Below are 19,525 nucleotides of genomic sequence, written 5' to 3' on the forward strand. Positions count from 1 at the left end.
GAAAAGTGCGAAGCGGTTTTCCCACGGGAATTGCGACAACCAAGACCGTGATTTGATGGCTCTCATTCCCACCATTGGCTTGCCGAAGGGCCGCACCGGCCAGTTCATCGTCGACGGTGTCGCCGATGGATACGAGGCCTTCGCGCTGGTCCAGACGGCGCTCGAGATCGCACCCGACAAGCCGGTGCTGTTCGTGGCCCGCGACGGCCAGCGCCTGCCTTCCATCATCGAGGCGCTGTCCTTCGTCGCACCCGGCCTGCCCGTGCTGGAGCTGCCTGCCTGGGACTGCCTGCCATACGACCGTGTGTCGCCGGGTTCCGATGCCGCCGCCAAGCGCCTCGATGCGCTGACCGCCATGATCGCGCTGGCGAAGAAACCGCATCGTGCCGTCATTCTCACAACCGCCAATGCGTTGCTGCAGCGTATCCCGCCCGCGGAGCTTGTCGAGGCGCAGACCTTCCACGCCAGACCCGGCAACCAGATCGACATGAATGCGCTGATCGCGCGGCTGGAGACGTCGGGATTCGAACGCGTGCCGACCGTGCGAGGCATTGGCGAATTCGCGGTGCGCGGCGGCATTCTCGACCTCTTCGCGCCCGGCTGGACCGAGGCGCTGCGACTTGATTTCTTCGGCGACACGCTGGAATCGATCCGCGTCTTCGACGCCGCCACGCAGCGCACCACCGGCCAGCGCAAATCGATGGCGCTGCAGGCGATGAGCGAAGTGGCGCTGACGCCTCAAACCATCAGCCGCTTCCGCCGCGCCTATATCGAGGCCTTCGGCGCGCCATCGCGTGACGACGGGCTCTACGAAGCGGTCAGCGAGGGGCGGCGCTTCGCGGGCATGGAGCATTGGCTGCCGTTCTTCTATGAGCGGCTGGAGACGGTGTTCGATTACCTGCCTGACGCACCCGTGGTTTTCGACCATCTGGCGCATGAGGCGCTTGCCGAACGTCATACGCTGATCCTCGACCACTACGAGGCGCGCAAAAAGCAGGCTGACGGTGCGCTCAAGGATGCGGTGCCCTACAAGCCGGTTGCGCCGGACCTGCTCTACCTCTCGCCGGAGAATCTCAAGTCTTCGCTTGGCGAGCGCGAGGACATCGACTTTACCGTGTTCGATGCGCCCGACGTAGGGGGTAAGAAAGTCTTCCACGCCGGCTCGCGGCATGGCCGCAGCTTCGTCGAGGAACGTGCCGATCCGAACGTCAATGTCTTTGATGTCGTCGTCCGGCACATAGCCGACGAGCGCGCGGCGCGCCGCCGGGTCGTCATCGCCGGCTGGACCGAAGGCTCGCTCGACCGGCTTGGCCAGATCCTGGCCGAACATCATCTCGGCAATCTCAAACAGGTCGAGACGCTGGCCGAGGCTGAACAGCTAGAGCCGGGACAGGCTGCGTTGGCCGTGTTGCCGCTGGAATCCGGCTTTGAGACCGACAAGCTGGTCGTTGTCGCCGAACAGGACATTCTGGGCGATCGGCTGATCCGGCGCTCGAAGCGCAAGAAGCGTGCGTCCGACTTCATCGCCGAAGCCTCGGCCCTGTCGGCCGGCGACATCGTCGTCCATGCCGACCACGGCATTGGCCGCTTCATCGGCCTGCGCACCATCGAAGCGGTCGGCGCGCCGCACGACTGCCTGGAAATCCACTATGCCGGCGACGACCGGCTGTTCCTGCCGGTGGAAAACATCGAGCTTTTGTCGCGCTATGGCTCCGACACAGCCGAGGCAACACTGGACAAGCTCGGCGGCGGCGCCTGGCAGTCGCGCAAGGCCAAGCTGAAGCGGCGCCTGCTCGATATGGCCGGACAGCTGATCCGCATCGCCGCCGAACGGCAGATGCGCGCCGCGCCGGCGCTGGTGCCGGCCGAAGGCCTCTATGACGAGTTTGCCGCCCGCTTCCCCTACGAGGAAACCGACGACCAGCAGACGGCCATCGACTCGGTGCGCGACGACCTTGGCGCCGGCAAGCCGATGGACCGGCTGATCTGCGGCGATGTCGGCTTCGGCAAGACCGAAGTGGCGCTGCGCGCCGCCTTCATCGCTGCGTTGGAAGGATTTCAGGTCGCCGTGGTGGTGCCCACGACGCTGTTGTCGCGCCAGCACTTCAAGACATTCTCGCAGCGTTTCTCAGGGCTTCCCATCCGTGTCGCCCAGGCCTCGCGGCTGGTCGGCGCCAAGGAACTCGCCGAGACGAAGAAAGCCCTGGCCGAGGGGCAGGTCGACATCGTCGTCGGCACCCACGCGCTGCTCGGGTCGTCGATCTCGTTCAAGAATCTCGGCCTGCTGATCATCGACGAGGAGCAGCATTTTGGCGTCAAGCACAAGGAACGGCTGAAGGACCTGAAGAGCGATGTGCACGTCCTGACGTTGTCGGCGACGCCGATTCCGCGCACTCTGCAACTGGCCCTGACCGGCGTGCGCGAACTGTCGCTGATCGCCACGCCGCCGGTCGACCGCATGGCGGTGCGCACCTTCATCTCGCCCTTCGATCCGCTGGTCATCCGCGAGACGCTGCTGCGCGAGCGCTACCGCGGTGGCCATTCCTTCTATGTGGTTCCGCGGATCAGCGATCTCGCTGAAATCCATGATTTCCTGAAGGAATCCGTTTCCGAGCTGAAGGTGGCGGTGGCCCATGGGCAGATGCCGCCTGGCGAACTCGATGACATCATGAACGCCTTCTATGACGGGCAGTACGACGTGCTTCTGTCGACCACCATCGTCGAATCGGGCCTAGACATCCCGACCGCCAACACGCTGATCATCCATCGCGCCGACATGTTCGGCCTGTCGCAGCTCTACCAGTTGCGCGGCCGCGTCGGGCGCTCGAAGGTGCGCGCCTATGCGCTGTTCACCCTGCCGGCCAACCGCAAGCTGACCGACACGGCCGAGCGCCGACTGAAGGTGCTGCAATCGCTCGACACGCTGGGCGCCGGTTTCCAACTCGCCAGCCATGATCTCGACATCAGGGGCGCCGGCAATCTTCTGGGCGAAGAACAGTCCGGGCACATCAAGGAGGTCGGCTTCGAGCTCTACCAGCAGATGCTGGAGGAGGCGGTCGCCGAGGTGAAGGATTCCGGCGAGGTCCAGGATGGCGGCTGGTCGCCGCAGATCGCCGTCGGTACGGCGGTGATGATCCCGGAAGGCTACGTGCCGGACCTGCAGCTCAGGCTGGCGCTTTATCGCCGTCTCGGCGATCTCGAAACCACCGAGGAAATCGACGCCTTCGGCGCCGAGTTGATCGACCGTTTCGGCCCGCTGCCGGACGAGGTGAAGCATCTCTTGAAGATCGTCTTCATCAAGGCGCTCTGCCGCAAGGCCAATGTCGAGAAGCTCGACGCCGGGCCGAAAGGTGTCGTCATCCATTTCCGCAAGCGCGAATTCCCCAATCCCGTCGGACTGGTCAAGTATATTGGCGAGCAGGGTTCGCTGGCCAAGATCAGGCCGGACCATAGCGTGGTCTTCGCGCGTGATTGGCCGAATGCCGAAAAGCGCCTGGCGGGCTCGGCTGTGGTCATGACGCAATTGGCGAAGTTGGCGGAGAAGGCGGCCTGATCCCGGCTTTCGGGCCGTCCTGGGGGCGTCAAGCCATTCGCCAGCATCGAAATTCCGGTCTAGAATAGGAAATCGGCTTCGTGTATGGAGCCGCCACCCCATCTAGGGGCTGGAAATGGCGGGCAAGGGTGTTCGCCGGAAAGAGCGTTGGGTGCAGCGATGACGAAATGGTCGCCGAATTCGTGGAGAGCAAAGCCGATCAAGCAGGTTCCCGCCTATCCGGACCTTGCCGCGCTGAAGAACACGGAAGCCCAACTCGCCACCTTTCCGCCGCTGGTCTTTGCCGGCGAGGCGCGCAAGCTGAAGAAGCAATTGGCTACCGTCGCCGCAGGTGAGGCCTTCCTGCTCCAGGGCGGCGACTGCGCCGAGAGTTTTGCCGAACATGGCGCGGACAACATCCGCGACTTCTTCCGCGTCTTCCTGCAAATGTCGGTCGTGCTGACCTTCGCCGGCGCGCAGCCGGTGGTGAAGGTCGGCCGCGTCGCCGGCCAGTTCGCCAAGCCGCGCTCGTCCGACAACGAGACCAAGGGCGAGGTGACGCTGCCGAGCTATCGTGGCGACATTATCAACGGCATCGAATTCGACGCCAAGTCCCGCATCCCTGATCCTGCCCGCCAGGAAATGGCATACCGCCAGTCGGCGGCGACGCTCAACCTTCTGCGTGCCTTTGCGCAGGGAGGCTATGCCAGCCTTGAGAACGTGCATCGCTGGATGCTCGGCTTCGTCTCCGACAGCCCGCAAGGCGAGAAATACGAGTCGCTCGCCAACCGCATCACCGAGACGATGGATTTCATGCGCGCGGTCGGCATTACGTCCGAAACCAATTTCGCGCTGCGCGAAACCGACTTCTACACCAGCCACGAGGCGCTGCTGCTCGGCTACGAGGAAGCGCTGACCCGTGTCGATTCGACCTCCGGCGACTGGTACGCCACGTCGGGCCACATGATCTGGATCGGCGACCGCACGCGCCAGCCCGACCATGCGCATGTCGAATATTGCCGCGGCATCAAGAATCCGCTCGGGCTGAAATGCGGTCCGTCGCTGACGCCGGACGGCCTGCTGGAACTGATCGACCTGCTGAACCCCGAGAACGAGCCGGGGCGGCTGACGCTGATCGCCCGCTTCGGTTCCGACAAGGTTGCCGACCATCTGCCGAAGCTGGTGCGCGCGGTGCAGAAGGAAGGCCGCAGCGTGGTCTGGTCGTCGGATCCGATGCACGGCAACACCATCGAAGCCGCCGGCTACAAGACGCGGCCCTTCGATCGCATCCTGAAGGAGGTGCAGACCTTCTTTGAGGTGCACCGCGCCGAAGGTACCCATCCGGGCGGCATCCATGTCGAGATGACCGGCAAGAACGTCACCGAATGCACCGGTGGCGCGCGCGCCATCACGGCCGAGGAGTTGCAGGACCGCTACCACACCCATTGCGATCCGCGCCTCAATGCCGACCAGGCGATCGAACTGGCCTTCCTGGTCTCGGATCTGTTGAAGAAGAGCCATCCGGTGCAGCACAAGCAAGTCGCGAACGGCTGAGCCTGGCAATTGGACCGATGAAGCAAAAGGCGCCTGGGAAACCCGGCGCCTTTTCCATTTTCGGCTTTTTTGTTTGTGCCTCCGACCGTGCTGGCGCGGCCGGCGAAAAGCGCAGGCTTCAGTCTTGCTTGTAGAGCAGCCAGCTCTTGCCGGCGCGGCCGGCCATGGCCGAATGCCTGGTGACGCGGTTGCGGCCACTGACTTTCGAGCGATAGAGCGCCCGATCCGCCTTGGTGTAGAGGTCTTCGGGGCCTTCGGCCTCGGATGCCATGCAGATACCCATCGATACCGTCACGGTGCCGTAATTCATGCCGGTCTGGCTGCTGGTGAAGGGGGTCTGCTCGATCAGCGTGCGGATGCGTTCCGCGATCTCGTAGGTCGCGTCCTCGCTGGCGCCCTCGATGATCAGCGCGAACTCCTCGCCGCCGGTGCGGGCGACGAACATGTCGCCGCGAATGCTGGTCCGGAAAATCTCGGCGATGATCTGGATGATCTTGTCGCCCACGGGATGGCCGTAGCGGTCATTGATGTCCTTGAACCGATCGATGTCGACAAGCACCAGGGCATTGAACAGGATACCCTTGTTGCTGTTGTAGATCCTGGTGATTTCCTTGTCGAAGGCGCGGCGATTCCAGATCTGGGTCAACGGATCCGTGTCGGCCAGCCGCTTGTATTCCTCGAGCTTCGACTTGACGCTCTCGAGTTCGGCCGTCTTGTCGCTCAGCGTCGAGGCGATCTGCCGGCCGTGATCGATCGTCGAATTGGTCGCGATGGTCATTGCATTGGCGATTTTTTGCAGAAGATCCTGGGAGAGCAGGCTGCGGTTGGTCAGGCCGCTCGATGTCTCATCGAGGATTCTGCCGTATTTTTCAATGTGGCTGCGTTCGCTGCGCAGGAGCGACGCGACCTCTTCGAGCTCGCGGGCGATGACGTCCCTGGCATGCTCGACGATGCCGGGGCCATGGTTATGGGCGAAGAAGGTGCGTCCGATCTGATCCAGCTCGTCCTGCGTCGGCCGGTTGCTCAGCGATACGACGGCGAGGCTGAGTTCGCGGTTGGTGCCGCTCAAGGCCTCATAGAAAATCTCATAGTTGCGTGGCAGACCGAGGACGCCAAGCTGGCGCATGGTGGCGACAACGGTGGTTGCGATATCGGTGCTTCGTTCGGTCGAGGCTGCTGCCGGCTGCATGTCTGATTCACTCTTCCCCTCGGATCCCGGCCAGAATTCGCGGGTCCATTGATCACCGACCTGGGGAGCGCTACCCGGTGCGCCAGAACATCTTGCGAAGAGGCGCGTCCCCACCTGCGCCCTTCGCTTGGGAGGATCATAGTTGCGTCGGCGCTAAAGTTTCCTTAATCCGCCCGACTTCCACAGGTTTTCTCTACCTGTGGCTGTAATCGCATGAATTTTTGCACAACCATCCCGGGACAACCCGCTGTTCGGTGGTCTTGAATGCGAAACTCCGCGGTGTGTTGCCGCAATTGAAACTGAATTTCGAATTCGCCGCGCCAATCGATGTCGTATTTGCTTGCGCGTAACCACCGCGAAGCTGGAATCCTGACAAGGATGCTGGAGACGAGGTTTCTTCGAGGAGTGCCGAAATGAGCAACAACCACCAGGGATCATGCCTGTGCGGAGCGGTCCGCTTCCGGACAAGCGGGGCGCTGCGTGGCGTTGTCTACTGCCATTGTTCGCAATGCCGTAAACAGAGCGGGCATTTTTATGCCGCGACCAATGTCGCCGATACCGACATCTCGATTGAAGGGACGGAAAGCATCACCTGGTATGAAGCGTCCGCTTTCGCCAGGCGCGGCTTCTGCAAGGCATGCGGATCGGTGCTGTTCTGGAAGGCAATGGATCAGGACTATATTTCGGTCATGGCGGGATCGTTCGACAAGCCGACCGCGCTCAAGGGCGAATGTCATATCTTCGTCGGGGACAAGGGCGACTATTATTCGATAGACGACGGGCTGCCGCAGTTTGAAAAGTCGACGCCATCCATACCGGTCGCCGAATGAAATTTGGACGATCCGCCTTATTCCATTGATCGGAGCATTGCTTTATCCCGGGCCGGTGATTCCGAGAGGGGCCTTGGCATGCAACGGCTGATCGATGCTTTTATCAATTCGGTGCGGGCATTTCGCAAGCTGGCCGCTCATGAGAAGGCATTTCAGCAGGAGCTGATGCTGCTGGCGCTCGCCTTGCCGGCCGGATGGTTCATTTCGGTCTCCTGGCGTGGTTATGCCTTGCTGATCGGCGCGGTGCTGCTGCTGATCATGGTCGAGGTTCTGAACACCGGCATCGAGGCGGCATGCGACGCGTTCAGCCGCGAGTTCAATGTCGACATCCAGCTGGCCAAGGATTGTGGCTCGCTGGCGGTGCTGATTTCGGTCGTGATCGCTGGCGGCGTCTGGGGCATTGCCCTGATCGAGCGCATAACGGGGGTGCCGATCTGAGACTTTGATCCCTATATGACAGTCACCAAAGGAGACCGTCATGGCAGAGGTCACGAATTCCTCGCTTCTCGAACGTCTGGGCCTGCCGGAAGACCTGCGCTGGCTGGCCGAAAAGTATCCGCGCGAGAACTGGCAGGGTCACGCCAACATTCACGGCATGGCCAATATGTGGCTGCAGCGGCACGACATGTTCCGCGAACTCGGCGGCATGCTCACCGGCGGCATTGGCAACTATCGCGAAGGCAGACTGGCGGCTCCCGATTTCGCGCGCTGGTTCGCACCGCGCCTCAACCATTTTCTCGGGGATCTCGATGGGCACCACAATGTCGAGGACTACCAGTATTTCCCGGCCTTCGCCAAGGCGGAGCCCCGTCTGAAACGCGGCTTCGACATTCTCGATGCCGATCACCACACGATCCACGAAGGACTGGAGCGCAACGCCGACGCGGCGAATGCCTTCATCCGCACACTTCAGGAGAGTGAGGACAAGCAGCGCTTCGCCGCCGATGCCTATGCCGACGAAAACAGCCGGCTGATCGCGATGCTGACCCGGCATCTCGCCGATGAGGAGGACCTGATCATCCCGCTCATTCTCGATCGGGGTGATCGGGCGCTCGGCATCGACTAACCGGTCAAACCTCCTTGGCGCGCTCCCGCTTGGCGATGTGGCGGGCGGCAAGCCAGGCAAGCACGGCCACGGCAAGGCCGATGCCAAGCCCGACGAACAGCCGCTCGTGGCGCATCAGCGCCTGGCCGATCAACTGTTCGGCTCCCAATCCGAAGACATAGCCGATCGTGCTGAACAGCACTGCCCAGATCACCGATGAGATGGCGTTGAGGATGACGAAGCGGGGCGCCGCTATGGTCGAAAGGCCGGCCGCGATGCCGCCGACCAGGCGCATGCCGTAAACGTAGCGGTTCGACAGCACAAATATGTTGGGGTGGGTGTTGAGCAGGCGGTAGGCGCGGCGAAAGCCGGGTCGTCGGCGCAGCCTGACGACATGGCGATTATCGGCGAAACTCCTGCCGAGGATGAAGAAGAAGGTGTCGCCCGCGAAGGCGCCCAGCGCCGCCGCGGCAACGGCATGCCACAGCACGAAAACATGCTGGTGGGCGAAGAAGCCACCCAGGATCGCGGCACTTTCGCCTTCGGCCACGCAGCCGAGAAAAACAGCCAGCAACCCGTATTGTTCGATGAAATGGTGGATCGCCTCGGTCATGACGCCGACTGCTGTGACAGTCTTTCATCGATCCGCTTGACCACTTCCGCCAGCCGCACGATCTCGTCGCGCATGCCGATGATCTGGCTGTGGCGCAGCTCGTCCAGTTTCTCATGCAGCGCCATGATCTCGATCTCGGCCTTCAGATTGACCTCGTAGTCGTGGGCGGCATCGATGCGGTCGCGTTCGGTCTGGCGGTTCTGCGCCATCATGATCACCGGCGCCTGCAGGGCGGCGATCATCGACAGCACGAGGTTGAGGAAGATGAAGGGGTAGGGGTCGAACGCATCGCGTGACAACAGCCAGACATTGCCTGATGTCCAGACGACCAGGAAGGCGATGAAGGTCAGGATGAAGGACCAGGAGCCGCCGATGCGGGCAATCGTATCGGCAAGGCGGTCGCCAAAGGTCTGATGGAAGGCGACGGCCTTGTTGGTGTCCCTGGTGATGGTGGTACGCTCGATGGTGCTTTGCAGCACCCGGCTTTCCAGCTGGCTCAGTCCATCCGGCTTACGCTTCAGCCAGCGGTTCGCCAGATCGTCGATCGTCTTGTTCATGGCTGTCTCCAAGCGCTTTGCTGCGCTAGAGGTAGAGGCTGCCGGCCCAGGCGGGAAGTGCTAGATTGAGGCGAACCGAGAGGGACCGATGGCCGACTTCAAGAAAATTCGCGCTCGCGCGGCAAATCGCAAGGGCGGCGAGGCGGAACTGACCTCCCTGTTGGGGCCGATGCCCGACAATGCGGCGGTGGCCGACATCACCGATGACCGTATCCTCTCGACGATGGCCGAGCGCGTCTTCGCAGCCGGTTTCGTCTGGCGGGTCATCGAGCAGAAATGGCCTGGATTCGAAGAGGCGTTCCTGCGCTTCGAACCCAAGCGGTTGCTGTTCCAGCCTGACGATTTCTGGCACGACCTGGCTTCGGATCAACGCATCGTGCGCAATCCGCAGAAGATCAAATCCGTTCGCGACAACGCCGCCTTCGTCGAGCGCGTGTCCAGGGAGCATCGTGGTTTCGGCCAGTTCCTCGCCGACTGGCCCGCCGACGACCAGGTCGGGCTGATGGCCTATCTCGGCAAGCATGGCAGCCGGCTCGGCGGCAACACCGGCCAGTATTTCCTGCGCTGGATGGGCTGGGACGCTTTCGTCATTTCGGCCGATATGGCCGCCGCCCTTCGCGACGCGGGCCTCGACATCGCCGAGAACCCGACATCGAAAAAGGATCTCGACAGGATCCAGGCCCAGATCAATCGATGGGTGAAGGAGACGGGCCTGCCGCGCCGGCACATTTCGCGCATCCTGGCGATGTCGATCGGAGAGAACCATTCGCCGCAATCGCTGCGCGAGTATATGGGCGACGATTGACGGTCTGAATTGGTCCAAGCGAACGCCATTGCGGGGCGAATTCCGCCGCGCTAAGTCAGCAGGCATGACCAAAAAACTCGACATACTGCGTATCGCCATTGCCCAGCTCAACCCGACGGTCGGCGATGTCGCCGGCAATCTTGCCAAGGCGCGAGAGGCGAGGGCGGATGCTGCCCGCCAGGGCGCCGATCTCGTGCTCTACACCGAGCTTTTCCTCGCCGGCTATCCGCCGGAGGACCTGGTGCTGAAGCCGGCCTTCCTCAGGGCATGCGAGCGGGCGGCCGAGGACTTTGCCAGGGATACTGCGGACGGTGGTCCGGGCGTCATCATCGGCACGCCGCTGAAGCGCAAGAGCGGCACGCATAATTCCATCGTCTTCGCCGATGGCGGCAAGATCATCGCCGAACGCTACAAGCTCGACCTGCCCAATTACGGCGAGTTCGACGAGAAGCGCGTTTTCCAGGCCGGGCCCGAGATCCAGGGGCCGGTCAACTTCCGTGGCGTGCGCATCGGCGTCCCGATCTGCGAAGACATCTGGGGCGAGGTCGGCATCTGCGAGACGCTGGCCGAAAGCGGCGCGGAAATCCTGCTGGTGCCGAACGGCTCGCCCTATTATCGCGCCAAGATCGACGTTCGCCACCAGGTCGTCATCAAGCAAGTCATCGAATGCGGCTTGCCGATGATCTATGCCAACCAGCTCGGCGGCCAGGACGAGCTGATCTTCGACGGCGCCTCCTTCGCCATCGGTGCGGACAAGACGCTCGCCTTCCAGATGAGCCAGTTCGAGGACGCGGTCGACGTCACCACCTGGAAACGTGCGGACAATGGCTGGGTCTGCTCGGAAGGACCGATGTCGAAAATCCCGGACAAGGAGGAGGCCGACTACCGCGCCTGCATGCTTGGCTTGCGCGACTACGTCAACAAGAACGGCTTCAAGAATGTGGTGCTCGGCCTGTCCGGCGGCATCGATTCGGCGATCTGTGCGGCCCTTGCGGTCGACGCGCTCGGCGAGGAGCGGCTGCGCGCCGTCATGATGCCTTACCGCTACACCTCGAAGGACTCGCTCAAGGATGCCGAGGACTGCGCCCGTGCACTTGGCTGCCGGTATGACATCGTGCCGATCTTCGAGCCGGTCGAAGGATTTTTGCACACGCTGACGCAGTTGTTCGAAGGCACCAAGGAAGGCATCACCGAGGAGAATTTGCAGAGCCGCGCGCGCGGCACCATCCTGATGGCGATCTCCAACAAGTTCGGCTCGATGGTCGTCACCACAGGCAACAAGAGTGAGATGTCGGTCGGCTACGCCACGCTCTATGGCGACATGAACGGTGGCTTCAATCCGATCAAGGACCTCTACAAGATGCAGGTCTATGCGCTGTCGCGCTGGCGCAACAGCCATGTGCCGCCGGGCGCGCTCGGGCCTTCGGGCGAGGTGATCCCGAAGAACATCATCGACAAGGCGCCGTCGGCCGAATTGCGTGAGAACCAGACCGACCAGGATTCGCTGCCGCCCTATCCGGTGCTGGACGATATTCTGGAATGCCTGGTCGAGAACGAGATGGGCGTCGACGACATCGTCGCGCGCGGTCATGACCGGGCGACGGTGACACGCATCGAACATCTGCTCTACATCGCCGAATACAAGCGCCGGCAGGCGGCACCGGGTGTAAAGATCACTAGGAAGAATTTTGGCCGCGACCGCCGCTATCCCATCACCAACCGTTTTAGGGATCGTGGATAGGCGTCCTTTCGCCTGCTGAGCGAGAGTGCGCGATACCGCGGCGAGAGTGCCATCATGCCGGATTGTGAGATCAGCTTCGACCTGTCACGCATCGATTTCCGCGCGACCTCCGACCTTTTGATGGCGAGCAACTGGGGAGCTGGACGCAGCGATGCGTTTCATCACCGAGCCTTTGCCAACTCGTTCTGCGCCGCCGCTTACATCGCCGGCAAGCAGGTCGGTTTCGGCCGGGCGATCACCGACCGCACGGTATTCGCCTATCTCGCCGACATCATCATCTGGCCCGAACATCGCGGGCAAGGCATCGGCTTGCGGCTGGTGCGGGCACTCATCGACCATCCTGAACTCAGCACCGTCTCGCACTGGAGCCTGTCGACCAGCGACGCGCATGGGGTCTATGAAAGACTGGGCTTCAAGGCATCGACGGATGGACGATACATGCGCCTCGATCGTGCGGCATCTGCCGGGTAAGCAACGCGCTACGACGACAGGCACCGGTCGCGACTGTTGCAAAATCGCCTCATCGGCTGGTCCAGCACTGCTTTTGGCCATGGCTTGCCTTGGCGAACGATCGAAGCGTCCCTATAACGACCTCTCCGCGATTCCCTTCAGGGAGGACCGAATGCTAGGATTTGACATCGTTATGCGAGGCCGCGAAGCCTAGGTCTGAGCCGGTGTTCCGAACTATCGGAACCATTCCGGACGCAGAAAAGGCATTTGCCGCTGCCGGTCGCCGCCCATTGGGCGGGCGACCAACCATAGCCGAACCTCCGCATTCATGGGCAATTGCCCGGCGCGGTTTATCAATTTTCGACCTTACTGGGATCGGGCTCGTTTGCGCCCGAATGACATCATGGCTCGTTTTAAGATCGATTTGCGCGCCAGCGCCTTTCGCAGTGTTCTTGGGTTCACGCTCATCCATTGGCGGCGCCAGCCCTGGCGGCTTTCGCTGATCATGGGCGGTTTCCTGCTGTCGACGCTGGCCGACGTGCTGACACCGCTCTATTCCGGCCGGCTGGTCGATGCCGTCGCCAGCAGCGCCGGCGCGGACGCGATTGCCTGGAATGCCGCGATGACGGCATTCCTGATTCTGATGGCGCTGGCGCTCACCGGCGTCGTGCTGCGCAACCTTGCCTTCATGGCGATCGTCGAATTGACTCTGAAGATGATGGCCGACATCGCGGCGGACGCTTTCCATCGCGTCCAGCGCTTTTCCACCGACTGGCATGCCAACTCGTTTGCCGGCTCGACCGTGCGCAAGGTGACGCGGGGCATGTGGGCGCTCGACCTGCTCAACGACACTATCCTGATCGCGCTGCTGCCGTCCGTCGTCATGCTCCTAGGCTCGACGCTGCTGCTCGGCTGGTTCTGGCCGCTGATGGGCGCGGTGGTCGCGGCTGGCTCCGTGCTGTTCATCATGGTGACGGCGATGCTGTCGCTTGGCTATGTGGCGCCGGCGGCAAGACTTGCCAACACCTGGGATACGCGGCTGGGTGGCTCGCTGGCCGACGCGGTGAGTTGCAACGCCGTGGTCAAGGGCTTTGGCGCCGAGGAGCGCGAGGAGCGCCGCCTCGCCAGGGTGGTCGCCAAATGGCGTGCGCGCACACGGCGCACCTGGGTGCGCGGCACCATTAACGGCACCACGCAAGGAGCGCTGCTGCTGGTCATGCGGGCTGCGGTGATCGGCCTGGCGCTGATGCTGTGGTCGTGGGGGCAGGCGAGCGCCGGCGATGTCGCCTTTGTGCTGACCTCGTTCTTCGTGCTGCAAGGCTATTTGCGCGATATCGGCACGCATATCCGCAATTTGCAGCGTTCGATCAACGACATGGAGGAACTGGTCGATTTCCAGTCCGAACCGCTCGGCATTGAAGATCGGCCTGGCGCCGGACCGATTGCCATCACGCAGGGCCACATCGCCTTCGACAACGTCACCTTTCACTACGGCAATCACCGGTCGCCGCTCTATCGCGACTTTTCGGTGGATATCGCACCGGGTGAACGTGTCGGGCTCGTCGGTCACTCGGGCTCGGGCAAGACCACCTTCGTCAAGCTCATCCAGCGGCTTTATGACGTGAACGCGGGAACGATCGCGATCGACGGCCAGGATATCTCGCAGGTCGCCCAGGCGTCGCTGCGCGGCCAGATCGCCATCGTCCAGCAGGAACCGATCCTGTTCCACCGTTCGCTGGCCGAAAACATCGCCTATAGCAGGCCAAGCGCCAGCCAAGAGGAGATCGAGCATGCCGCGAGACTGGCGAGCGCGCACGATTTCATCGCCAACCTGCCGAAAGGCTATGGCACGCTGGTCGGCGAGCGTGGCGTGAAACTGTCGGGCGGCGAGCGTCAGCGCGTGGCTATCGCCCGTGCTTTCCTGGCCGACGCGCGCATCCTGATCCTGGACGAGGCGACATCGAGCCTCGATTCGGAATCGGAGGTGCTGATCCAGCAGGCGATGGAACGGCTGATGGTCGGCCGCACGACGCTGGTCATCGCGCACCGGCTTTCGACGGTGAGGGCGCTCGACAGGCTGCTGGTGTTCGATCGCGGCAAGATCGTCGAGGAGGGCTCGCATGACGAGTTGATCCGCCTGAAGGGCGGCATCTACCGCCGCCTGTTCGAGCGCCAGGCGCTGGAACTGACCAAGGGCCTCATGGTCTGACCCGAGATGGCCTCCGGCTTAGGCTGGAGGCCATCTCCATCACGCGCTGCGAGACTTCCGAGCCCCTGTCACCCGGCTTATGCGGGCTGAGCAAATCCGCCTGTGAAGCCGTTTTTTCAGATATCGGGTTGCGATGTCTGTTTACGTTACCGACCGAGATTCGTTGCCTCTACTTTTGGTTGTTGTATGGTGCACAAGCAACCTAAACGGTCTTCGCAATGCATCTTGCTTCCGGAACTACTGGCGTGGAAAAGGTGGCTGCGCCATCGGTGCTGGAATCTCAGCATGGCTCGGTTCGGCCGCTCGCCGCCGAAGATCTCGAACGCGTCGCCGCACTCTTCCTGACGCAGTTTCGCCGGCGTCGCCGTCACCTCCTCGATCGCGCGATCGCGGAGACGGCCGAGTATATGAGAAAGATCTATCTTGACCCCGCCGGCCAGTCCGGTGAGAGCAGTGCCCTTGTCCAGTTCAACCCACAGGGCGATCTGGGTGGGTTCCTTGGCGTCCTGAAAGCCCGTTACGAACTCAACGGAGCGGCATTGAATGCGGCGATCATCGGTCCGTTCATGGCCGACCCTGGCGCCGATCACGGCTCGGCCGGACCGCAATTGCTGCGCGCCTTGCATCAAGGCGAATTCGATCTGCAGCTGACGGATTCGGCCAACCGGGTATCCCTGGCCTTCGCGCGTCCGATGAAATACCAGCTCCTGCCGGTCCATTGTCTGGGATGGACCTATATCTTCCGGCCAGCCGCGATGGCGGCCGCCGCACTGCACCGTAAATGGCCACGGCTGCCTCGCCTTGCACTCGAACCCTGCGCGAGGGCGTTCGATGCTCTCACGAAGCGAAGGTTCGAACCGCCCGTCCAGCCTTCATCGTCGCATCGGGTCCATGCCGAGCCGATCAACGCCGCGCAATTTGCCGAGCGGCTGCCAGCCCTCCTGTCGGATTACGCTCTTCGGCCGAGTTGGAGGGATGGCGAGCTGCCGCGGCTGCTCGCACTGGCGGCCGAGAAGCGAGCCGACGGCCCGCTTCATTTTGGCGGGACTTACGACGGAACCGGCAGAATGCTCGGCTGCTATGCCTTCTACGGTCAAGCCGGCGACATGGCGAACCTGTTGCAAATCCAGGCGTCCGCACCTCACTGGGGCTCGACGCTGGATGGCCTTGTCGCCGCCGCGCGGGATATGGGCTGCGTGGGCATCAGCGGGCAGACCCAGGGCAGGTTCATGTCCCACCTCTTCGGTTATAGGAATCTCATCTTCCGCTATGCCGGGGGGACGATGGTCCGCTCGCGAATCGCCGAGGTCAGGGAGGCGGTCCGCTCCGGCGACATCGCTATCGGCGGCTTGATGGGCGACCGCTGGACCCGCCTCAGTTCCGACGACTTCGGCCGCTGATCGCCTTCGACTTATCTCTTCGGGGGCGCCGCCGGCCATGCGCGGCCTGAGGCGCGCCCCGGCCCGGTCTTTTCATTCCAGCCGCCATGTTCTATGTCTGCGGCAAGGTGCGGGGGCGCATCTTGTCAATCACAAAGGCATCCGGTACGCCCCGCTCATGACAGTTACCGTTCGTTTCGCCCCGTCACCGACCGGCCGCATCCATATCGGCAATGCGCGCACCGCTCTGTTCAACTGGTTGTTTGCCCTCAACAACAAGGGCCGTTTCATCCAGCGCTTCGACGACACCGACGTCGCCCGCTCGAAGCAGGAATTCGCCGACGCCATCCTTTACGACCTGCACTGGCTGGGCATTTTCCCGGATGCCACCGAGTATCAGTCGCGACGCTTCGAAATCTATGACGCGGCGGTCGAGCGGCTGAAGGCTGCGGGTGTCCTTTACGCCTGCTACGAAACGCCGGAAGAACTCGACCTCAGGCGCAAGGTGCGCCGCACGCGAGGCTTGCCGCCAGTCTATGGCCGCGAAGCACTGGCGTTGACGACGGAGCAGGTGGCCGAATATCAGGCCGACGGGCGCAGGCCCCACTGGCGCTTCCTGCTGCCCAATTTCTCCAGCGATCCGCTGCAGCCGGAGCGCACCGAGATCCACTGGGACGATCTGGTGCGTGGCGAGGAGACGGTGGATCTGGCTTCGCTGTCCGATCCGGTGCTGGTGCGCGAGGACGGCACCTATCTCTACACGCTGCCCTCCGTCGTCGACGATATCGAGATGGGCATCAGCCACGTCATCCGCGGCGACGATCATGTCACGAACACCGGCGTGCAGATCGCCCTGTTCAAGGCGCTGGGCGCCGAGCCGCCCGTTTTCGGCCACCACAATCTCCTGACCACCGTCTCGGGCGAGGGACTCTCGAAGCGCACCGGCGCGCTTTCCATCGAGAGCCTGCGCGAGGACGGCATCGAGCCGATGGCCGTCGCTTCGCTGGCCGTGCTGGTCGGCACATCGGAGAATGTCGCGGCCGCGCATGACCTGGCCGAACTCGCCGGCCATTTCGACCCGGCCGCGACCTCGAAATCGTCGTCCAAGTTCGACCCGGCCGAGCTGTTCGTGCTCAACCGGGTGCTGCTGCACCGTATGCCGTTCGCCGAGGCGCGGGACCGGCTGATGGTGCTGGGTATTTCCGGCGAACACGCCGAGCCGTTCTGGCTGGCGGTGCGCGGCAATCTCGACCGGCTGGCCGATGCGATTGCCTGGTGGCGTGTCCTGCGCGAAGGGCCGCGGGAGATGCCCGAATTTTCCGATGACGACCGCGATTTTCTCCACCAAGCACTCGATCTCCTGCCTGAGGAGCCGTGGAACGGGACGGTCTGGAAGGATTGGACCGGCAAGATCAGGGAAGCGACCGGCCGCAAGGGCAAGGCGCTGTTCATGCCGCTCAGGCTTGCCCTTACTGGACGGTCTTCGGGGCCGGAGCTTGCAGATCTATTGCCGCTGATGGGTCGGGAAGGAACGTTGGCCCGACGACCCTGACCTTGCGCTGTTCCGGGGGCAGGGCCGAAACGGGCGATGTCACCGGCCTGGCCGAAAGACGTTTGATGGCTTCACGGTCGAGCCCGCCTTGCATGTTGGCCAGGGTCTCGGGGTCGGCACCCGGATCGGGCTTCGAGGCCGGTACCGGAACAGACGGCGCCGCGTCCGGTTCGGGCTGTGATTGTTGCTGGCTTGGCGAGTTGCCGCCAATGATCTGGAAATTCTGCGCGGCATTGCAGCCGCAAGCGGGTGGCCGCGACATGTTGGGCTGTTTGTAGAGATAGGCGGTCGGCAACTCGCCGTAGGGCCTGCCGGTGACCGATGACGTCATCGATGCCGAATCGTCGTCCATGCCGCGCGAATAGAAGACCTGCATCTCGGTACCGGGGCAGGCCGATTCGCAATTCTTCTGGTCGCGCTCGAAATCGCCGGCCGAGGCGGCGTTCGACATGGGGAAGAAATATCCGTCGCAAGTGCGCACGCAACTGGTGTGGAATTCGCCGCCGCTGCCCGCAACGTCCGGAATGCCGGGCTGGTTCAGGACGCGGCTGACATCGCTTTCTTCGCCCGAATCGTCAGGCTGGTCCAACGTATCGATCCGCCGGTTGTCGCCGCCGAAAAGCTGGTCGAACAGGTTGGCATTGTCCCCATCTTCACGATTGGCTTCCTGCGGAGGCGCGCGACGGGGCCCCACCGCATCGTCACGGCAGTCATTGGCATCGAGCGCCGCCAGGATGCGGCCGCGGTCGCGGCGTGAGCCGCCGCCGGCGAGCTGGGCACGCTTGGCCTGTAGACTGTCGAGATTGGCGTTCATGCGCTCGATGGTGGCGTTCAGCCCGGCACACTGGTTGATGTTGCGTGAAAACAGCGAGAACCCGCAACCGGCGCTGCTCGCCTGACCGCGAGCCTTCGAGATCTGGTCGCGCTGCCTTTCGATCGCGGCGTCGTATTTCCGCACCAATGCCGGGCCTCCGCCACCGCCGCGTGAGGTCGCGGCGAGGTCAGCCTCCAGTTGACGGCAGACCCGCGAAGCGGCCTGCGGCTCGCTGACCGCCGCGCCGGACAGCAGGAGGCCGAGCAGCACGGCAGCATGCGCCTGCTTCAAACCTCCGCTTGCCATCCGCCTCGATCCCGCTTGCCAGTAATGGCCAAGGCTACGCCGTTCGCGGTTAATCGTCCATTTCGGAAGTCATCTTGTGTCGGCTGAAAAGCGGCGCGCATTCGATGGTGCCCGTCAGCCGCGGCAATGGGCATGGCCGGCCGTCAGAACTTGTAGTTCATCCCGATCCTGACGGTACTGAACGTATTGTCGAAGGTCGTATTGGAGTTGGGCGCGTAGTTGATCGTCTGGTCCCGCAGGTCGACATATCGATATTCGGCATTTGCCGACCAATGATCGGTGATTGCCTGCTCCAGCCCTGCGCCAATCGTCCAGCCAACCTTGGTGTTCTTTTCGGAATAGCTGTTGGCGGGTCCGTCGAGATATTGGTTTTCGACGCCTCCGAAAGCAAGGCCGCCAGTCCCGTAGACAAGGGTGCTGTCGAAAGCATAGCCCGCCCTGGCGCGGATCGTTCCGAACCAATCCACCTTGGTGTCGTAGACATCACCTCCGCCGACATTGATCTCGTCGGAATGTCCCTTGATATCGGCGCCCGAAATATCGGCCTCGATTCCAAGAACCGCGGAATTGACCTGGTAATTGTAGCCGATCTGGACACCGCCCAGAAAGCCGTCGGTGTCATAATCCTGCGTGCCCCGGATCGTTGGCGTGTTTGGCAGGTTGTAGGTCGCGTCGGTGCTGCCAAAACCATAGCCGAGATGCCCGCCGACATAGACGCCGGACCAGTCATGCACGGTCGGCTCCGACCCGATGGCGTCGGCGGCGAACGCCTCTGCGCCAGTCACAATCAGCATTGCCGAAGCGAGCAACAGGGCTCTCATGACATTCTCACGGCCTAGTCAGACGGCCTGACCATATCAAATTGATCCGTGCCGTGAAATCCGCATTCGTTCAATGCGGGATTTCTCGATCAAGAGTTGTGGGGTCGCAACACTTGATCCGCCCAGCG

17 protein-coding genes are annotated in these 19,525 nt (G+C 62.7%); 11 read left to right on the forward strand and 6 right to left on the reverse strand.

Features of this window, described 5'->3' with window-relative positions; translation table 11 throughout:
* The first annotated feature begins 55 nt into the window (after positions 1-55).
* Positions 56-3,553, forward strand: a complete 3,498-nt coding sequence (mfd, locus tag EN808_RS11515; protein ID WP_135915817.1) for a transcription-repair coupling factor — start codon at positions 56-58, stop codon at positions 3,551-3,553.
* Positions 3,554-3,712: 159 nt separating this feature from the next.
* Positions 3,713-5,086, forward strand: coding sequence for a 3-deoxy-7-phosphoheptulonate synthase class II (locus EN808_RS11520; RefSeq protein ID WP_127872585.1), 1,374 nt, complete (start codon positions 3,713-3,715; stop codon positions 5,084-5,086).
* Between the two features lie 118 nt (positions 5,087-5,204).
* Here EN808_RS11520 and EN808_RS11525 read toward each other — a convergent pair whose 3' ends face one another.
* Positions 5,205-6,275: a diguanylate cyclase gene (locus tag EN808_RS11525; protein ID WP_127872584.1), complete on the reverse strand. Its 1,071-nt coding sequence runs from the start codon at positions 6,273-6,275 to the stop codon at positions 5,205-5,207.
* A 413-nt stretch (positions 6,276-6,688) separates the two neighbouring features.
* Here EN808_RS11525 and EN808_RS11530 point away from each other — a divergent pair, with 413 nt between their 5' ends.
* The 3 genes from EN808_RS11530 to EN808_RS11540 all read left to right on the forward strand — a co-directional run bounded on the left by EN808_RS11530 (position 6,689) and on the right by EN808_RS11540 (position 8,171).
* The gene (locus EN808_RS11530) at positions 6,689-7,105 is read left to right on the forward strand and encodes a GFA family protein (RefSeq protein ID WP_127278687.1); all 417 of its coding nucleotides are present in this window, start codon (positions 6,689-6,691) and stop codon (positions 7,103-7,105) included.
* Between the two features lie 78 nt (positions 7,106-7,183).
* The gene (locus EN808_RS11535; RefSeq protein WP_127278686.1) at positions 7,184-7,543 is read left to right on the forward strand and encodes a diacylglycerol kinase; all 360 of its coding nucleotides are present in this window, start codon (positions 7,184-7,186) and stop codon (positions 7,541-7,543) included.
* A gap of 40 nt (positions 7,544-7,583) precedes the next feature.
* Positions 7,584-8,171 carry a hemerythrin domain-containing protein gene (locus EN808_RS11540; RefSeq protein ID WP_135915818.1) on the forward strand — a complete coding sequence of 196 codons (588 nt, stop codon included), beginning with the start codon at positions 7,584-7,586 and terminating at the stop codon, positions 8,169-8,171.
* A 4-nt stretch (positions 8,172-8,175) separates the two neighbouring features.
* Here the strand turns inward: EN808_RS11540 and EN808_RS11545 are convergent, their stop codons facing one another.
* Positions 8,176-8,763 (reverse strand): DedA family protein, encoded by a 588-nt coding sequence (locus EN808_RS11545; RefSeq protein ID WP_135915819.1) that lies wholly within the window; start codon positions 8,761-8,763, stop codon positions 8,176-8,178.
* Positions 8,760-9,320, reverse strand: coding sequence for a DUF1003 domain-containing protein (locus tag EN808_RS11550; RefSeq protein ID WP_127872581.1), 561 nt, complete (start codon positions 9,318-9,320; stop codon positions 8,760-8,762). Before EN808_RS11550 ends, EN808_RS11545 begins: the two co-directional genes overlap by 4 nt.
* 88 nt (positions 9,321-9,408) lie before the next feature.
* Here EN808_RS11550 and EN808_RS11555 point away from each other — a divergent pair, with 88 nt between their 5' ends.
* The 4 genes from EN808_RS11555 to EN808_RS11570 all read left to right on the forward strand — a co-directional run bounded on the left by EN808_RS11555 (position 9,409) and on the right by EN808_RS11570 (position 14,525).
* Positions 9,409-10,125 (forward strand): DNA-3-methyladenine glycosylase I, encoded by a 717-nt coding sequence (locus EN808_RS11555; RefSeq protein ID WP_135915820.1) that lies wholly within the window; start codon positions 9,409-9,411, stop codon positions 10,123-10,125.
* Positions 10,126-10,189: 64 nt separating this feature from the next.
* A complete protein-coding gene (locus EN808_RS11560) occupies positions 10,190-11,866 on the forward strand; it encodes an NAD+ synthase (RefSeq protein WP_135915821.1) in 1,677 nt (558 codons plus the stop codon).
* A 54-nt stretch (positions 11,867-11,920) separates the two neighbouring features.
* Positions 11,921-12,337 (forward strand): GNAT family N-acetyltransferase, encoded by a 417-nt coding sequence (locus EN808_RS11565; protein WP_135915822.1) that lies wholly within the window; start codon positions 11,921-11,923, stop codon positions 12,335-12,337.
* Positions 12,338-12,719: 382 nt separating this feature from the next.
* Positions 12,720-14,525 (forward strand): ABC transporter ATP-binding protein, encoded by a 1,806-nt coding sequence (locus EN808_RS11570; RefSeq protein ID WP_135915823.1) that lies wholly within the window; start codon positions 12,720-12,722, stop codon positions 14,523-14,525.
* A 146-nt stretch (positions 14,526-14,671) separates the two neighbouring features.
* Here the strand turns inward: EN808_RS11570 and EN808_RS36975 are convergent, their stop codons facing one another.
* The gene (locus EN808_RS36975; protein ID WP_245525056.1) at positions 14,672-15,115 is read right to left on the reverse strand and encodes a hypothetical protein; all 444 of its coding nucleotides are present in this window, start codon (positions 15,113-15,115) and stop codon (positions 14,672-14,674) included.
* Here EN808_RS36975 and EN808_RS11575 point away from each other — a divergent pair.
* Complete coding sequence (locus EN808_RS11575; RefSeq protein WP_245525057.1) at positions 15,065-15,925, forward strand: hypothetical protein; 861 nt, start codon at positions 15,065-15,067, stop codon at positions 15,923-15,925. The two genes, EN808_RS36975 and EN808_RS11575, sit on opposite strands and share 51 nt — an antisense overlap.
* A 157-nt stretch (positions 15,926-16,082) precedes the next feature.
* Positions 16,083-17,456: a glutamate--tRNA ligase gene (gene gltX / locus EN808_RS11580; RefSeq protein WP_135915825.1), complete on the forward strand. Its 1,374-nt coding sequence runs from the start codon at positions 16,083-16,085 to the stop codon at positions 17,454-17,456.
* On the opposite strand, the gene EN808_RS11585 is transcribed toward gltX, so the two are convergent.
* Together EN808_RS11585 and EN808_RS11590 are read right to left on the reverse strand one after the other, a co-directional pair.
* Positions 17,374-18,576, reverse strand: a complete 1,203-nt coding sequence (locus EN808_RS11585; protein ID WP_135915826.1) for a DUF2865 domain-containing protein — start codon at positions 18,574-18,576, stop codon at positions 17,374-17,376. The two genes, gltX and EN808_RS11585, sit on opposite strands and share 83 nt — an antisense overlap.
* A gap of 143 nt (positions 18,577-18,719) precedes the next feature.
* Positions 18,720-19,397 carry an outer membrane protein gene (locus EN808_RS11590; protein WP_127280094.1) on the reverse strand — a complete coding sequence of 226 codons (678 nt, stop codon included), beginning with the start codon at positions 19,395-19,397 and terminating at the stop codon, positions 18,720-18,722.
* Positions 19,398-19,525: the final 128 nt, after the last annotated feature.

The sequence above is a fragment of the Mesorhizobium sp. M8A.F.Ca.ET.165.01.1.1 genome (genome assembly GCF_004792065.1).
Lineage (GTDB): Bacteria > Pseudomonadota > Alphaproteobacteria > Rhizobiales > Rhizobiaceae > Mesorhizobium.

Bases quoted from the DNA above. Each gene is read 5' to 3' on its own strand.
- EN808_RS11555 (WP_135915820.1), top strand. From the start codon at position 9,409: ATGGCCGACTTCAAGAAAATTCGCGCTCGCGCGGCAAATCGCAAGGGC.
- EN808_RS11585 (WP_135915826.1), bottom strand. From the start codon at position 18,576: ATGGCAAGCGGAGGTTTGAAGCAGGCGCATGCTGCCGTGCTGCTCGGC.
- EN808_RS11525 (WP_127872584.1), bottom strand. From the start codon at position 6,275: ATGCAGCCGGCAGCAGCCTCGACCGAACGAAGCACCGATATCGCAACC.
- EN808_RS11540 (WP_135915818.1), top strand. From the start codon at position 7,584: ATGGCAGAGGTCACGAATTCCTCGCTTCTCGAACGTCTGGGCCTGCCG.
- EN808_RS11565 (WP_135915822.1), top strand. From the start codon at position 11,921: ATGCCGGATTGTGAGATCAGCTTCGACCTGTCACGCATCGATTTCCGC.
- EN808_RS11560 (WP_135915821.1), top strand. From the start codon at position 10,190: ATGACCAAAAAACTCGACATACTGCGTATCGCCATTGCCCAGCTCAAC.
- EN808_RS11550 (WP_127872581.1), bottom strand. From the start codon at position 9,320: ATGAACAAGACGATCGACGATCTGGCGAACCGCTGGCTGAAGCGTAAG.
- EN808_RS11535 (WP_127278686.1), top strand. From the start codon at position 7,184: ATGCAACGGCTGATCGATGCTTTTATCAATTCGGTGCGGGCATTTCGC.
- EN808_RS11590 (WP_127280094.1), bottom strand. From the start codon at position 19,397: ATGAGAGCCCTGTTGCTCGCTTCGGCAATGCTGATTGTGACTGGCGCA.
- EN808_RS11570 (WP_135915823.1), top strand. From the start codon at position 12,720: ATGGCTCGTTTTAAGATCGATTTGCGCGCCAGCGCCTTTCGCAGTGTT.
- EN808_RS11545 (WP_135915819.1), bottom strand. From the start codon at position 8,763: ATGACCGAGGCGATCCACCATTTCATCGAACAATACGGGTTGCTGGCT.
- EN808_RS11520 (WP_127872585.1), top strand. From the start codon at position 3,713: ATGACGAAATGGTCGCCGAATTCGTGGAGAGCAAAGCCGATCAAGCAG.
- mfd (WP_135915817.1), top strand. From the start codon at position 56: ATGGCTCTCATTCCCACCATTGGCTTGCCGAAGGGCCGCACCGGCCAG.
- EN808_RS11530 (WP_127278687.1), top strand. From the start codon at position 6,689: ATGAGCAACAACCACCAGGGATCATGCCTGTGCGGAGCGGTCCGCTTC.
- gltX (WP_135915825.1), top strand. From the start codon at position 16,083: ATGACAGTTACCGTTCGTTTCGCCCCGTCACCGACCGGCCGCATCCAT.